Below are 14,771 nucleotides of genomic sequence, written 5' to 3'. Positions count from 1 at the left end.
GCCGCCCCGCAGGCCGATGGGGATCAATCCTTGATGCGTTTCAAACCGACCGGCGTAATGCAGTAGGTCTGTTGCTTGCCCTTCTCCGCCAGCCGCAGGTGCTGCATTTCGTTGACGATCGCCAGGCGGCTGTCCGGCTCTTCATGCCGCAGATGAATCACTTCACCGCCGTAACCCGACAGCGGCAACACCCAGGTTTTGGCCGGTTGATTCTGGCTGCCGATGACGTCGTAGCTGAGCAAGACGTTGCCGTCCGCATCCGTCACGCTGAGGAAGGCGTAGCTGTCGGCAAAGTAGTGGTGAGCAATCCCCGCCGCCAGCGTGACGGTAACGGTTTTCTTCACCAGATCGATGGCGCCGGTCAGGAACTGGCGATCGCCAATCCCTTTGCACGCCACGGTAAACGCATTGCCGACGTTAGCGCCCGGCGGCGTATTGTCGGCCGGCAGGCAATCCCGATAGGTCGCCAACAGTGACTCGCGCTGCGGCTCGGCAAAGGCGCCGATCGCCAGATAAATATCGTCCTTGAACGACGACGATGGCGCATAGTAAGCCGGCAACAGGCGACGCAAACGCTGCGCCGCCTGTTCCAGGCGCGCCAGCAGCGCCTGTTCGGGATCGCCGGGCAACGCCGGGTTTTTCAGCCCGCTTGTTTCGATGCGCAGTACATTGGTTTTGTTTTTGTTATCGATGACGCCGGCCGCCGCCGGATTCAAACGCACCCGGCTCGGCTCCACATGGTAAATCTCGATGTCATCGCCCTCGGCAAACGGCAGCTCGTCATGACTTAACGTAGCCTGAGTGCCCTGAATCTCCTTGCTGAAGCGCACCGCGCCCTGCCGATCGCGCAGCGTCACCCGGGCATAGGTTTCACCGGGGAAGTAGGCGTGCGGCGTGGTGCTGGTCACGTCAACCACCACCGCTCCTTTGGCGCGATCGACGACCACGGTGGCGAAGACCGCATCGCTCAGGCCCAACAGAGTGATCTCCTGCGAAACGATCGGCGAAGCGGCTTTGCGCTCGAAGCGAAGCGTCACCGCGTTCTTCCCCTGCTTCACCGTCAGGTAACCCGCCGTCGGCCGATATTTACGATCTTTACCGGTCGGCAACCGCAAGGTATACACGCCGATCGGCAGCGCAGTCAGCGCCAGGGTCGGCGCATCGATACGGACTTTGTGGGCATAGCGCGCCCCTTCCATCAGGATCAGGTCTTCACCGTAGATCTGCGCAAAGTCATCGATATCCAGACTCAGGGTGACGTCGCCTTTCAGCCCGCTGGCCTTGAGCTGGCAAGAATCGACCAGCCGCAGCGAGGAATCCAGCTTCAGCTGTGCCTGCACCACCGGCAGACTCTGCGCGTCCACCAGTTGATACAGCGGATACACCGCCTTGGCGTGGCTGAACGCGTTGCGGTCGCGCTGCGCTTGGGTGATCACGCCGCCGGTCAGCTCGACGAACGGCGTCACGTCGATTTGCTCGCCGGCTGCGGCGAAGCTTGCCGACAGCAGATCCAGCAAGGCATGTTCCGACGGCACGAAACCCGCCGTGTTGCAGCTTTGGCGATACTGCTGATTAAAGTGCGTGAAGGCGTTCTTGCCTGCCTTGTCGACCATCAGCATCGCGAAGAACAGCTTGGAGCGCAGATCCCACTGGTTGAGCGGCGTGCCCTGAGCGATCAGATCGATGATTTTCTTCTCGACGCCGGCCGCGTTGCCGTAGTTATACAGCCACCCCTCCTGGTATTTACGTTCCCCCAGCATCACGTCCTGATAGCAAGCGGCATAAATATTGTTCCACATCTCACCGGTGGAGAAATATTTGTCGCCCATAAAGTGCCCCTGATAGCCGTGCGCGATCTCATGCAGGCTGCCCCAGTTGCTGTCTTCCGGCGTCAGCCAGAAGCTGCTGACCGAGCTGCTGGTTTCCGCCGTCCAGCGGCCGCCGTAATACGCGGCGCCGGCGCCGTGTTTATCGGCCTTCATAAAGTAGCGGTTGCGAATATTGCGATCGGATTCGTGTTCAGCCTCGAACGAGACGCCGGTCAGCGCATTGTAGAAGGTGAAAATGCGATCGTAGTAGGCGATCAGTCCGTCGATGTTTTTCGCTTCGCCCAGTGACTTCAGCGCCGGTTTACTGATTTTCGGCACCAGCAACACGGCGTATTCCGCATCGATCAGGGCAAACTCGGCGTCCCGATCGTCCCAGCGGGCAAAGAACGCGGCTTCGTTTTCGCCACGGCGATAAACCGGCAACGCTTTCGCCGTGTCCGGGTGCTCGAACTCCAGCACCGGCTCGCCCTGCCCATACGGCGTATCGATGAACGGCACCGAGACGGCATTGACCTGGGCCTCGACCCAGCTCGCGCCGACGCTGAATTCCGCCTCCGTTTTGCTGTCGTCATTCAGCAAGCGCAGCGTTAACTTGCCGGTAAACGCCGCGTTGGTCTGGCGCACTCGCAGCACTTGCCCGGCGGCGAGAATGACGCCCAGGTGCTGGCGATCGTGATCGATGCCTTTGCTCATGCCTGCCGCATCCAGCCAGACTGGCCGGGTCAACGTGTAAAGTGATTGGGTTTTCGTGATGGTTGGCATCCTGCTTTCCTCATGGTTTGGGTGATTGAATTGACCATGAAAAAGTAACCGGACGGGCGGCACGCCCTCCATCGATGACGGGTGGCTGAGGGCCAGTACAACAACGGCGAGCGGGAGAGCGGCAATAAAAAAGGCGCAACCTTGCGATTGCGCCTGATGTTCGGTGAACGCTGCGCGTTACTCGCCGCGAACGCGCTGCGCCAACCCTTTGAGGAAGTAGCGCAGCATCTGATCGCCGCACGGGCGGTAGTTCTTGGTGCCCTCTTTGCGGAACAGCGCGCTCAGCTCCGGCTTGGAGATGCGGAAGTCCACCGCGGTGAAGATCTGGTGCATGTCGGTGTCTTTCAGCTCGAACGCCACGCGCAGCTTTTTCAGCACCAGGTTATTGGTGATCGGCAGCTCAACCGCCGGCGCCGGGAACTTGTCGTCCTTACCGCGCTTGAAGAACACCAGGCCGTTGAGGAAGTGCGCCATCACTTCGTCCGGGCACTTTTCGTAGCCCGGCTCGCCTTCTTTAATCACGTAAGCGTCCATCGCCGACACCGCCACCTCGAAATCGTCCAGTTTGATAATCTCGACCATTTTGGCGTTATTAATGCTCAGCATATAGCGCACGCTGCGCAGCACGTCGTTGTTCATCATGGGATTGCATTGCCTTTACTTGTCTAACGGGGACGTGCGCATTGTAAAAAAATGCCCCATACCCAAAATAATTGGAGTTGCATCGCGGCGGCAAATTTGTAAGCCCCCCGGAGCATAGTTAACTATGTGACCGGGGCGCGCAAATGCAGCCAACAAAGAGGCAGCTCCAAGTATGACGGGTATGGCCGCACACCTTGAATGTGCGGCAGTATAGGGATCGGCAAGGGGTTTCTCAATCGATTTGGCTTTTTTGCTGATACAGCGGGATGTCTTCGCCGATGATGTACTTGTTGCGCAGCAGCGACGAGACCTTGTCCATGATCATCACCACCACCACCAGGATCAGGGTGATGAACATCACCACGTCCCAGTTCCACAGCCGCATATTCTCCGCATACACCAGGCCGATGCCGCCGGCGCCGACGAAGCCCAGCACCGCCGCTGAGCGGGTGTTGGACTCGATCTGGTACAGGCTGAGCGCCAGGAAGGTGGGGAACGATTGGGTGAAGATGCCGTAGCGGTGCTTCTGCAACCCGTTGGCGCCCACCGCCGTCAGGCCGCGGCTGGGGGACTTGTCCACCGCCTCGTGCCCTTCGGCGTACAGTTTGCCCAGCAGCCCGACGTCCTGCATCACGATCGCCAACACCCCGGCCAGCGGCCCCATGCCGACGGCGCGCACGAAGATCAGCCCCCAGATCGCCATGTCGATACCGCGCAGCACGTCCAGCAAGCGACGCACCAGCACGGAGATCGGCCGCAGCAGCGGCGTCGACATCACGTTGCGCGCGGCGAAAAACGACAGCGGCAGCGCGATCAGCGACGCGGTAATGGTGCCGGCGAACACGATGGCGATAGTAATGCCGATCTGCTGGAAGTAGTACATGAACGGCCAGTTGGCGAAGTCGTGCCAGACGAACATGCGCAGGAAATAGCGCCCCAGCTGCTGGCAGCCGTTGATAAACTGCGGCCAGCTAATGCCGAAGACCAGGAAGAAGAACACGTAATACAGCACGATCGCCAGTGCGATCAGGCCGACGGTGCGCAGGTAGCGCCCCTGCTGCGCGAAGATCGCCGGATGCTGCTGTTTCAACTGGTGCAGCGTTTCCGCCGATGCCGGAGTGCCCGCTATCATTTTGCCCCCTCCACCACGCGCTTGCGCAGCTCGCCCGACACATAGTCGAGCACGGAAACCACCACGATGATCAGCAGCAGCGTCATGCTGACCTGATCGTAGCGGTCGAGTTTAATGTTGGTCATCAGCTCCTGGCCGATGCCGCCCGCCCCCACCAGCCCCAAAATGGTCGACTGACGGAAGTTGATCTCCAGCCGCATGAAGCTGTAGGAGAGAAACACCGGCTTCACCTGCGGCCACAGGCCGAAGCGCATGCGCTGCAGCGGCGTGGCGCCACAGGCCGCCAGCCCGCGCACCGGTTTGTTGGAGGCGGTTTCGATCGATTCATAGAACAGTTTGGTCAGGCTGCCGATGGTGTGCAGCGCCAGCGCCAGGAAGCCGGGAATGGCGCCGATGCCGAACGCCATCACGAACATCACCGCCCACGCCAGCTCCGGCATGGTGCGCAAGAACGCCACCAGCGTGCGGATTGCCAGCCGCACCGAGGCCGGGGTATAGGTATTGCCGGCCGCCAGAAACGCCAGCACGGTCGCCACCAGCACCGAAAAAATGGTCGCCGCCAGCGCCAGCTGCAGGGTCTCCCAGATCAGCGGCAGCTGGATGTTCAGGCGGTAACCCCAATAGGCCAGCGAACCTTCGGTGCGCCCATCGGCGAACAGCAGGTGCCAGTGCAGCGTCGGCACGGTTTCGGCCAGGTAGTCGAAGAAGTGCGGAATAGACACCCAGACGGTGTGCAGGTTGAACTCGGCGAGGTTGCCGGCGCCCAGGTACAGCACCACCAGCCCGAGCGACCACAGCAGCGCTTCGCGTTTTTGCTTGCTGCGGATCCGTTGGTAATAGTGTGCGAAATCGGTATTCAAAGCAGGTCTTCCATCTTGATGGAACAAGGGGTTCAGCACGCTGAACCCCTTCATTCGGACGGCCGAGGCAGCCGGGAATTAACGGTCGCCTTTGGTCAGCTCGCGCTTCATATCGATGATGGTCTGGTATTCCGCCAGGGTGGTGTCGCCGATGTGCTGTTTGCCGCCCATCGCTTTGATAAAGCACTGGTGATCGTCTTTATCCAGCTTCTTGATGGCGGTGACCACTTTGGCTTTGAAGTCGGCCGGCAGCGAGTTGCTCACCAGGATCGGGCCGTTCGGGATCAGCGGCGACTGCCAGATGATGCGGATCTGTTTCATCAGGTCCGGGTGATCCATGCGGATCATGCGGGTGAACGCGCCGCTGGTGTAGCCGGTGTTGTAGTCGCCGATCATCGACGCCCAGGTCACCGCGCCTTCGAACTGGCCGTTCAGCACGCCAAGGATATCCTGCTCGTGGCCGCCGGAGAAGGTGACGCTGGAGAAGGTGTTGTTGTATTTGTTGTCGACCGTGCCGCCGAACAGCTTTTTAAACGCCTGGTTCGGGATCAGGAAGCCGGAGGTGGAATCCGGATCGGCGAAGCCGATGGCCTTGCCCTTCAGATCTTCCAGTTTCTGGTACGGGCTGCCGGCCTTCACCACCACCACCGAGTGGTAGCCGCGCGACTGGTCGACGTCGTCGACCGCGATGCCGACGATGTCCACCGCTTTCGGATCCTTGATGTAGACCGAAGCGAACGATGACGGCGACATGCTCAGCACCAGGTCAATCTTGCCGCCCAGCAGGCCCTGGATCACACCGGAATAGTCGGACGAGTTGCGCAGCTTGGTATCGACATTCAGTTCCTTGTCCAGGAACTGCTTCACGCACTGGTTATCGCCGATCTGCTGGGTGGCGTTCTGGCCGCCGAGAATGCCCAGGTTCAGCTCTTTCGGCGCATCCGCTGCGGCAGCATTAAATACCATCATCGCGCCGGCCATCAGGGTGGTCAGACTCAATACTTTTTTCATTAGGTGTGCCTTGTGTGTAAAGGTAAAGGGTAAAGGTCAAAAGTGCTTCAATGGATCTGATTGGCTTCTTCGCCATACAGCTGGTGCAGGATCCGTTCGTTCAGTTGCGAAGGATGCCCGTCAAACACGATCTTCCCGTGGGCGATACCGATCACCCGCGAGCAATACTCTTTCACCAGTTCGACCGAGTGCAGGTTCACCATCACCGCGATGCCGTCTTCGCTGATTTTCTGCAGCGCGTCCATGATGCGGCGGGTGTTTTTCGGATCGAGCGACGCGACCGGCTCATCGGCCAGCAGGATTTGCGGGTTTTGCATCAGCGCGCGGCAGATGGCGACGCGCTGCATCTGGCCGCCGGAGAGGTGCTCGGCGCGCTGCAGCGCGTGCGGCAGCATGTTGAGCCACTGCAACAGCTCGATGGCGCGAGCGCGGTCGGCGTCATCGAACAGTTTGAAGAAGGATTTCAGGGTGGAGGTGTGGCTCAGGCGCCCCAGCAACACGTTGGTCATCACGTCCAGCCGCGGCACCAGGCAGAAGTCCTGGAAGATCATGCCGCAGCGCGCGCGCCATTGGCGCATCTGGCGGCCGGCAAGCTGGGCGATATCCTGCGCCACGCCATCGTCTTCGAAGTGCAGCATCTCGCCGCAGCTGGAAGGAATGGTGCCGTTGAGGGTATGCAGCAGCGTGGACTTGCCTGCGCCGGAGCGGCCGATCACCGCCACGAACTCGCCGGCGTGCAGATCGAAATTGATGTCATCCAGCACGCGCTGCTGCGCTTTATAGGCCTTGCCGAGTCCCTTTACCGATAATACTTTGCGAGATGCGGCGGCGTGCTGCCCTGGAAAGTCGTGCTGTGCCAATTTTAACAGTGCCTGAGCCATATGATTTCTCTGGTTTCAGTGGCTAATCATTATGGGCACCTATTAACGGATAAGTTTATGACAGTGGGATGATCGTTTTATGGCCGGGGCGTGACGCGTGCCGCCCCGGCGTGCGCATCATTCCAGGCTAAAGAAGTCCAGCCCCAGCGCCATCTTGACCTGCTGCAGCGTCTGCTGGCTGACCTGATGCGCGCGGCGGGTGCCGTGCTGCAGGATACGCGTTAGCTCGCCTTTATCGGCAATGAATTCGGCGCGGCGGGTGCGGATCGGCTCGAGCAGGCTCTGCAGGCAATCCTCCAGCAGCCGTTTGATTTTCACGTCCCCCAACCCGCCGCGCCGATAGTGCGCCTTCAGCTCCGCCACCAGTGCGGCGTCTTCGCAGAAGGCGTCCAGATAGGTGAACACCATGTTGCCCTCCACCCGGCCGGGATCGCTGACGTTGAGATGGCCAGGATCGGTGAACATGCTCATCACCGCCTTGTGAACCTCGTCGGCGCCGGCGCCAAGCGGGATGGCGTTGCCGCGCGATTTCGACATCTTGCCCTGCCCGTCCAGCCCCGGCAGACGCCCGACGTTGCTCAACAGCGGCTGACACTCCGTTAATATCGGTTGGCCAACGATGTGGTTGAAGCGCCGCACGATCTCGTTGGTTTGCTCCAGCATCGGCAGCTGATCCTCGCCGACCGGCACGTGGGTGGCGCCGAAGGCGGTGATGTCCGCCGCCTGGCTGACCGGATAGATCAGAAAACCGGCCGGCAGGCTGCGGGCGAAATCCTTCTCGGCGATTTCGTTTTTCACCGTCGGGTTGCGTTCCAGCCGCGCCACGCTGACCAGATTGAGGTAGTACATCGTCAGCTCGGCCAACGCCGGCAGCGCCGACTGCAGGCAGATCGTGGTCTTGTGCGGATCGATGCCGACCGCCAGATAGTCGGCCACGACATTGAGCACGTTGGCGCTGATTTTTTGCGGGTTGTTGCCGTTGTCGGTCAGGCCCTGCAGATCCGCCACCATCACCGTTTGGTTATGCTGGTGCTGCAGTTCGACGCGTTGGCGCAGCGAGCCGACAAAGTGACCTAAATGCAGTGGGCCGGTAGCGCGATCGCCGGTAAGAATGGTGTAGCTCATGACAGTGCTCCTGAAGGTCTGTAGACCGCCGGATCAACGCCACAAAAGATAATGCCGCCAAACCGGCGGCATTAAAAAGAGATGTGAATACTCGTGCCGCCTCAGAAGAGGCGCCACCATGACTGATTGTGGGTGGAGTGCATCGATATATTCATGCCATCAAGGTATACCCGCAGCGGCAATGCGTCAATAGCCCGCCGCCGGCGCGTAAGAAGGCGTTACACTCCGGCATTTGCGTTCCTGGCCCGGCGCGCTAGGGTAAAACCTTCAACCTGAAAAAGGAGCGCATGATGAAGATCGGATTTGCCGGACTGGGTGGGATGGGCAGCGCCATGGCAACTAACCTGGTGCAGGCGGGCTTCGCGTTGACGGTATGGAACCGCTCGCCGCAGGCGGCGCAGCCGCTGGTAAACGCCGGCGCGCGGCAGGCCGAACGGCCAGAACAGTTGGCCGATGCCGACGTGCTGATCACCATGCTGGCCGACGATGCCGCCACGCAACAGGTGGTGGTGGACAGCGGATTGCTGCAGCGGATGAAACCGGGCGCGCTGCATATCAATATGGCGACCATCTCGATCGAGCTAGCCAAACGCCTGACGACGCTGCATGCGGAACACGGCATCGGCTATCTCGCCGCACCGGTGCTGGGGCGGATCGACGTGGCCGCCGCCGGCAAGCTGAATATTCTGGCAGCCGGCGATAGCGAACGGCTGAAGCAAGCGCAGCCGCTGTTCGATGCCCTCGGCCAGAAAACCTGGCACTTCGGCGCCGACCCGGCGCAGGCCAACGTGGTCAAAATCGCCACCAACTTTACGCTGGCCAGCGCCATTGAAGCGATGGCGGAAGGCAGCGCGCTGGTGCGCAACTACGGCGTTTCCGGCGCCGACTACCTGCAGATGCTGAGCAGCACCGTCTTCGCCGCCCCGGCTTACCAGGGCTATGGTGTGCTGATCGCCGCCGAGAAGTATTCACCCGCCGGATTCCGGCTGGCGCTGGGGCTGAAGGACGTCGGGCTGGCGCTGGCCGCCGGCGCCGACAGCCATACGCCGATGCCGTTCGCCGGAGTGCTGAAGGACAACTTCCTCGACGCGATGGCGCAAGGGGATGCGGATCTGGACTGGGCCGCGCTGGCCAAGGTGGCGGCGCGGCGGGCGGGCCTGAAATAACGAACGGGGGCGCTGGCCCCCGTTTTCCGTTCTCAGAACACGATGTCCGCTGCGGGCACGGCGCGGATCGGCACGCCGAAGCTGTCGATATTCGACAGCGTCTCGTTATGGTGGGTACGGATCAGCAGGCCGTCGGCATAGGATTTGTCGTGGCAGGTGTGGGCATCCGCCGCCAGCGTCACCGGATAGCCGTGCGCCGCGGCGCTGCGCACCGTGGTATCGATGCAAAACGGCGTGGAGTAACCGCAAACCACCAACTGCGATACGCCGTTGGCGATCAGCAACGCGCCAAGCGAAGTGCGCAGGAACGAGTCCGGCGTGGTTTTATCCACCCGATGGTCGCCTGGCGCCACCTTCAGCGCCGCAAGCACTTGCCAGGCGGCGCTGCCGTGCGGCAGTTCGTCGTCCGGCGTATGGTGCTGAATGACGACAACCGGCACGCCCGCCCGGCGGGCGCGCTCGCTCAGTTGGTTGATGCGCGCAACGGTGCCCGCGGCATCCGCCGGCGGCGGCGTAAACAATCCTTCCTGCACATCGATAATCAACAGCGCGGTGGTCATGGCGGCTCCCGAAGATTAAGCCGCGTCAGCACACCGGCTGGCGCGGGCGGAAAATATGATCGACGCCCTGCTCACGCAACCGGTTCACCAGATCGTGCCCGCCGTTCGGCGTGGCGTGCGCCAGCTGGCGCTCGGCGGTAAACACCGGGCTGGCCCAAAACAGGTTCACCGGATCGCCGTACTGCTGCGGCAGAGTCAGGTGCGCGCTATGCGGGTAGAAGGACGACGATAAAATATAGCCCTCGTAGCCCAGCGGCGCCACGTCCGACTCCAGCGTATGCCCTTCGCCGATCCAGGTCAGCCGCGCCCAAGGCGCGTGCGCGAAACCGGCCAGCGCGCTGGCCATCTGCACCGCGTTGTCTTCGGTCATGTATTGGCTGTCGATGGCGATCGCCATCTCCATGCGGCGATAGCGCGAAGCCTCGTCGTTGAACAGGATCTCCACCCACGGCATCGGCCGAATGCTGACGCCCATGGTGAGGAAGTAATAGATGCCGTCGCGCTCGTGCTGGGTGATGGCCATCGGCGGCCACTTGCCCTGATCGATGGCGTAGTATTTTACCGACGGGCCGAAATGCGGCTCATAGCGCGCCTGAAAATCGCGCTGCATCTTCGGCCACGGGTTGCCCTCTTCACGCTGCCAGCTGCGCCAAAACTGGCGGGTGCTTTCCGCCTGCGCATATTGCGTGTTGGTCGAGGCCGAGCCGAGCGGATAGGCCAACGGGCTCTCCTTGATGCAGCTGGCCGAATAGCACACCGAATGGTCGATATACAGGCTCCAACCGGGGATCACCGCCAGCAGTTGGCCGTAATACCACAGGGCCGCGCCGTCGTCGCTTTCGCTCCACACCACCATCAACCCTTCCGGGTTCAGCGGCGCTTCCCCTTCCAGGTTGCGGCAAAATTCCGCCGCCAGCATCGGCGGCTGCCCCTGCTCCAGCGCGGCGCGATCTTCCTGCAGCGGCGCGGCGGCCAGATTGCGCAGCCAACAGGCACGCACCTGATAGCGATCGCTGTAGGCTTCGGCGGGATAGATGTAAAAATAGGCTGCCCGGTGATCTTGCTGAACCACCGCGACCAGCGTCTGGTTCTCATTGCTGACTTCAGCAAGTACGTATGACTCGTTCATATCACCTCAATAGGGTCAGGGCGCGGCAGAATCGGCTGCGCGCAAAAATGGAATGTGGCTTTGCCCCCAAGTGTAAAACGCATTACTGGCCGGATCACCCGTAAAAGTCTCAAAAGCGGCCGTAAACGAAGATAAACAAAGGTTAATTATAGCGGCTGCGGCTCATGACGGCTGAGTGATGCGCCGCACCGCGCGCTGATAGGAACCGTTGCGCATCGACGCGCCCAGCACTTTGCCGAGGCCTGCAGCCCCCGTTCGCACCAACCGCCGCCGCAACGCGCCCGGATGAAAGCCGAACTGCCGCTGCGCCCAATCGGGCAACAGATCGATGCCCGCCTGCATCACCACCCCGCCGAGCGGGCGCGCCAACGCGCTCGGCGCCGGCGCCTTCAGCAGAATGCGCGCCACCTCTTGGGTGCGTTCATCGCAGACCAGCTGCGGCCGCATCGCCTGCAGATAGTCGTCTACCTCCGCGCAGGACTGAGGGATAGCTGTCGCCCCCAGCGCGGCGGCCACGCGCGCCGCTTCGCGGTAGTATTGATCCTGCAAATCGCGGGAAAGATGCGGGTTGCGGTAGCGCAGGTGGCTGGCCAGAAAACGGCTGCTCTCCGCCACGTGCACCCAGGTCAGCAGCGCCGGATCGCTGGCGGCATAGGGCGTGCCGTCGCTGCCGACGCCGGTCACCCGCAGGTGGATGGCTTTGACTTTGGCGATCAGCCGCTCCGCCTCGGCGGTCGGGCCGAAGGTGGTAACCGACACGAACTGGCTGGTGCGGCGCAGGCGGCCAATCATATCGTCGCGGAAGTTGGAGTGATCCCATACGCCGGCCAGCGCCAACGGGTGCAGCATTTGCAACAGCAAGGCGCTGACGCCGCCGCACAGCATCGGGGTGAAATCGCGGTGTACCTGCCAGATGACCGACTGCGGGCCGAACAGCCCCGGATCGCCGGGCGGATTCTCAAAATCGACGCCGCCGAGCGCCAACCCGGTCAGGCTGAGCACCTGTTTTTCTATCGCTGCACGTACCGCTTCCATCCTGCCGCCCTCTTGCTCATTCAGCGGCCAGTGTATCACGCGGCGAGCGCCTCATTGCGCCCTGCGGCGGTTGAAAGCATTAACTTACTGAATTACAGTTGTTATACCGCTTGCAACCAGGCGGGCCTATTCGATCCACTGCAGAGGCGCTTTGCAGGGCGTTAACCCACGTTAATTCGGCACTAACCCCACAAAACCTCTATCTAGTTTCTTTTCCTTCAACTTAGATAGCAGAGAGTTCGATGATTACCATCAGAGCACGCGCGGCGGAAGACAACGCGCAATTGGCAGATATCTGGCTGCGTTCGGTGCGCGCCACTCACCACTTTTTAACCGAAGACAACATCGCACAGCTGTTCCCGCTGGTGCTGAACGACTACCTGCCGGCGGTCAACGTTTGGGTGGCCGAAGAGCGGCCGGGGCATCCCTGCGGCTTTATCGGTCTGAACGGCAACAAGGTGGAGATGCTGTTTATCGACGCCGATCAGCGCGGCAAAGGGGTGGGCAAAGCGCTGCTGACCCACGCGGAAACGCTGCACGATGAGCTGCAGCTGGACGTGAACGAGCAAAATCCGCAGGCCAGCGGCTTCTACCGTCACTACGGTTTTGTCATCACCGGCCGCTCGCCGCTCGACGGCCAGGGCAACCCGTTCCCGCTGCTGCATATGAAGCTGGAAAAACGCTAGCCCTCCACCGGCCGCCCAGCGGCCGGTTTTCTCCCCCCATGGCGCCCGCCGTTTAATATATCAAATCAGAATAAGTAATAGATTTTACATTCTTCCTGTCACTATCAACCCTCGGTAGGATTGCCCGGTATTCACCCGCAACAGAGGTTCCGTCCGCCACTTCCCGCCGGGTCGTGCCCCGCCGAAAAGCCGAACGATCCCTGTCCGGCGCAACGCGCTCCGGACGGAATGCTGTGATGTATCGATAAGGATCCGCTTCGTTATGATCGTTCTTTCGAACGTTTGCAAAACTTTTGACAGCGCACAGGGCCGCGTCGTGGCGGTAGACGACGTCAGTCTGGCGGTGGACGCCGGGCAAATTTACGGCATCATCGGCTACAGCGGCGCGGGCAAAAGCACGCTGATCCGCCTGCTCAACGGCCTGGAAACGCCCACCAGCGGCCGCATTGACGTGGGCGGTTTCGATATTGCCCGCGCCAAAGGCAGCCATCTGCGCCAGGCACGCCTGAAAATCAGCATGGTGTTCCAGCACTTCAACCTGCTGTGGTCGCGCACCGTCAGCCAGAATATCGCTTTTTCCATGCAGATCGCCGGCGTGCCCAAGGCGCAGATTGCGCCGCGCGTGGCGGAACTGATCGCGCTGGTCGGCCTGCAGGGGCGCGAAAACGCCTATCCGTCGCAGCTCAGCGGCGGCCAGAAACAGCGCGTCGGCATCGCCCGCGCGCTGGCCAATAACCCGAGCGTGCTGCTGTGCGACGAAGCCACCTCGGCGCTCGATCCGCAAACCACCGACGCCATTCTCGACCTGCTGCTGGACATCAATCGCCAGCTGAAATTGACCATCGTGCTGATCACCCACGAGATGCACGTGGTGCGCAAAATCTGCCACCGCGTGGCGGTGATGGAAAACGGCCGCATCGTCGAAGAAGGCCCGGTGCTTGAGGTGTTCACCCGGCCACAGCAGCCGATCACCCGGCAGTTCGTCAAACAGGTGTCGCAGTATGCGGACACGGCTGAGAGCTTCAACCCGCAGCTCACCGCTCATCTGCCGGGAGCGATTTTCAAGCTGACCTTCGTGGGTGTGCAAACCCATCAGGCGGTGATCTCCGAAGTGATCCGGCGCTACGCCCTGACCGTCAACATTCTGCACGGCAAGATCAGCCACACCCTCAACGGTTCGTTCGGCGAACTGTACATTCACGCCGAAGGCAACGAACAACAAGTCGCCGACATGCTCAGCCTGCTGCACGAAAGAGATATCGCCGTCGAGGTTATCCAACATGATTGAATCCCTGTTCCCCCACCTGCGCCTGGACCAACTGTGGGACGCCACCTGGGAAACGCTGTACATGACCGGCATCGCCGGTTTGGCCACGCTGGTGCTGGGCATCGTGCTCGGCGTGCTGCTGTTTTTAACCTCGAAGGGCCAGTTGCTGCAGAACCGGGCGGTCTACTCGCTGATCTCCGTACTGGTCAACGTCTTCCGCTCCATTCCGTTCATCATTCTGATCGTGCTGCTGATCCCGTTCACCAAGTCGCTGATCGGCACCATTCTCGGCGCGGACGCTGCCCTGCCGGCGCTGATCGTTGGCGCGGCGCCGTTCTACGCGCGGTTGGTGGAGATCGCGCTGCGCGAGGTCGACAAAGGGGTAATCGAAGCGGCGCGGTCGATGGGCGCCAAAAACCGCACCCTGATTTTCCGCGTCTTGCTGCCGGAGAGCTCGCCGGCGCTGGTTTCCGGCATCACCGTCACCCTGATCGCGCTGGTGAGCTACACCGCGATGGCCGGGGTGATCGGCGCCGGTGGCCTGGGCAACCTGGCCTATCTGGAAGGCTTCCAACGCAACCACAGTGACGTGACGCTGGTGGCGACGCTGACGATCCTGCTGATCGTTTTCGTCATTCAGTTCATTGGCGACACCCTGACAAGAACGCTCGATAAACGTTAATTAA

The 14,771-nt window shown here is 61.3% G+C and carries 14 protein-coding genes; 4 read left to right on the top strand and 10 right to left on the bottom strand.

All coding sequences use genetic code 11. The annotated features are described in order from the left end of the window. Window positions 1-23 precede the first annotated feature (23 nt). From ACJ8IL_RS05560 to trpS, 7 genes are all read right to left on the bottom strand, one after another. A complete protein-coding gene (locus ACJ8IL_RS05560; protein WP_261424132.1) occupies window positions 24-2,591 on the bottom strand; it encodes a putative mucin/carbohydrate-binding domain-containing protein in 2,568 nt (855 codons plus the stop codon). A gap of 177 nt (window positions 2,592-2,768) precedes the next feature. Next, window positions 2,769-3,233 (bottom strand): DUF1456 family protein, encoded by a 465-nt coding sequence (locus ACJ8IL_RS05555; RefSeq protein WP_004939471.1) that lies wholly within the window; start codon window positions 3,231-3,233, stop codon window positions 2,769-2,771. A gap of 232 nt (window positions 3,234-3,465) precedes the next feature. After that, window positions 3,466-4,365 carry a phosphonate ABC transporter, permease protein PhnE gene (gene phnE, locus ACJ8IL_RS05550; protein ID WP_060432669.1) on the bottom strand — a complete coding sequence of 300 codons (900 nt, stop codon included), beginning with the start codon at window positions 4,363-4,365 and terminating at the stop codon, window positions 3,466-3,468. Beyond that, window positions 4,362-5,225 (bottom strand): phosphonate ABC transporter, permease protein PhnE, encoded by an 864-nt coding sequence (gene phnE / locus ACJ8IL_RS05545; protein WP_021503954.1) that lies wholly within the window; start codon window positions 5,223-5,225, stop codon window positions 4,362-4,364. Before phnE (ACJ8IL_RS05545) ends, phnE (ACJ8IL_RS05550) begins: the two co-directional genes overlap by 4 nt. Window positions 5,226-5,303: 78 nt before the next feature. Continuing rightward, on the bottom strand, window positions 5,304-6,236 hold the full coding sequence (gene phnD, locus ACJ8IL_RS05540; protein ID WP_025302014.1) for a phosphonate ABC transporter substrate-binding protein: 933 nt from the start codon (window positions 6,234-6,236) through the stop codon (window positions 5,304-5,306). Window positions 6,237-6,283: 47 nt separating this feature from the next. Further along, a complete protein-coding gene (gene phnC / locus ACJ8IL_RS05535; protein WP_019454697.1) occupies window positions 6,284-7,117 on the bottom strand; it encodes a phosphonate ABC transporter ATP-binding protein in 834 nt (277 codons plus the stop codon). A 117-nt stretch (window positions 7,118-7,234) separates the two neighbouring features. Then, a complete protein-coding gene (gene trpS / locus ACJ8IL_RS05530; RefSeq protein ID WP_043136919.1) occupies window positions 7,235-8,242 on the bottom strand; it encodes a tryptophan--tRNA ligase in 1,008 nt (335 codons plus the stop codon). A gap of 290 nt (window positions 8,243-8,532) precedes the next feature. Between trpS and ACJ8IL_RS05525 the strand changes: the two genes are divergently transcribed. After that, a complete protein-coding gene (locus ACJ8IL_RS05525; RefSeq protein WP_261424360.1) occupies window positions 8,533-9,408 on the top strand; it encodes an NAD(P)-dependent oxidoreductase in 876 nt (291 codons plus the stop codon). Window positions 9,409-9,440: 32 nt separating this feature from the next. On the opposite strand, the gene ACJ8IL_RS05520 is transcribed toward ACJ8IL_RS05525, so the two are convergent. From ACJ8IL_RS05520 to ACJ8IL_RS05510, 3 genes are all read right to left on the bottom strand, one after another. Continuing rightward, entirely contained in the window at window positions 9,441-9,968 is a 528-nt protein-coding gene (locus tag ACJ8IL_RS05520; RefSeq protein WP_060432667.1) for a cysteine hydrolase family protein, read from the bottom strand. 25 nt (window positions 9,969-9,993) lie between these two features. Continuing rightward, window positions 9,994-11,097, bottom strand: a complete 1,104-nt coding sequence (locus tag ACJ8IL_RS05515) for a suppressor of fused domain protein (protein WP_049203883.1) — start codon at window positions 11,095-11,097, stop codon at window positions 9,994-9,996. Window positions 11,098-11,259: 162 nt separating this feature from the next. Next, a complete protein-coding gene (locus ACJ8IL_RS05510) occupies window positions 11,260-12,132 on the bottom strand; it encodes an oxygenase MpaB family protein (protein ID WP_033652666.1) in 873 nt (290 codons plus the stop codon). 242 nt (window positions 12,133-12,374) lie between these two features. On the opposite strand from ACJ8IL_RS05510, the gene ACJ8IL_RS05505 reads away from it, so the two are divergent. The 3 genes from ACJ8IL_RS05505 (at window position 12,375) to ACJ8IL_RS05495 (ending at window position 14,767) form a co-directional block, all read left to right on the top strand. Then, entirely contained in the window at window positions 12,375-12,818 is a 444-nt protein-coding gene (locus tag ACJ8IL_RS05505; RefSeq protein ID WP_016928596.1) for an acetyltransferase, read from the top strand. A 262-nt stretch (window positions 12,819-13,080) separates the two neighbouring features. Then, window positions 13,081-14,106, top strand: a complete 1,026-nt coding sequence (locus ACJ8IL_RS05500; RefSeq protein ID WP_173888961.1) for a methionine ABC transporter ATP-binding protein — start codon at window positions 13,081-13,083, stop codon at window positions 14,104-14,106. Further along, complete coding sequence (locus tag ACJ8IL_RS05495; RefSeq protein ID WP_004939505.1) at window positions 14,099-14,767, top strand: methionine ABC transporter permease; 669 nt, start codon at window positions 14,099-14,101, stop codon at window positions 14,765-14,767. Before ACJ8IL_RS05500 ends, ACJ8IL_RS05495 begins: the two co-directional genes overlap by 8 nt. Window positions 14,768-14,771: the final 4 nt, after the last annotated feature.

The sequence above is a fragment of the Serratia sp. CY47444 genome, from assembly GCF_052168635.1.
Lineage (GTDB): Bacteria > Pseudomonadota > Gammaproteobacteria > Enterobacterales > Enterobacteriaceae > Serratia > Serratia bockelmannii.
This window is presented reverse-complemented; position numbering and strand designations above follow the sequence as displayed.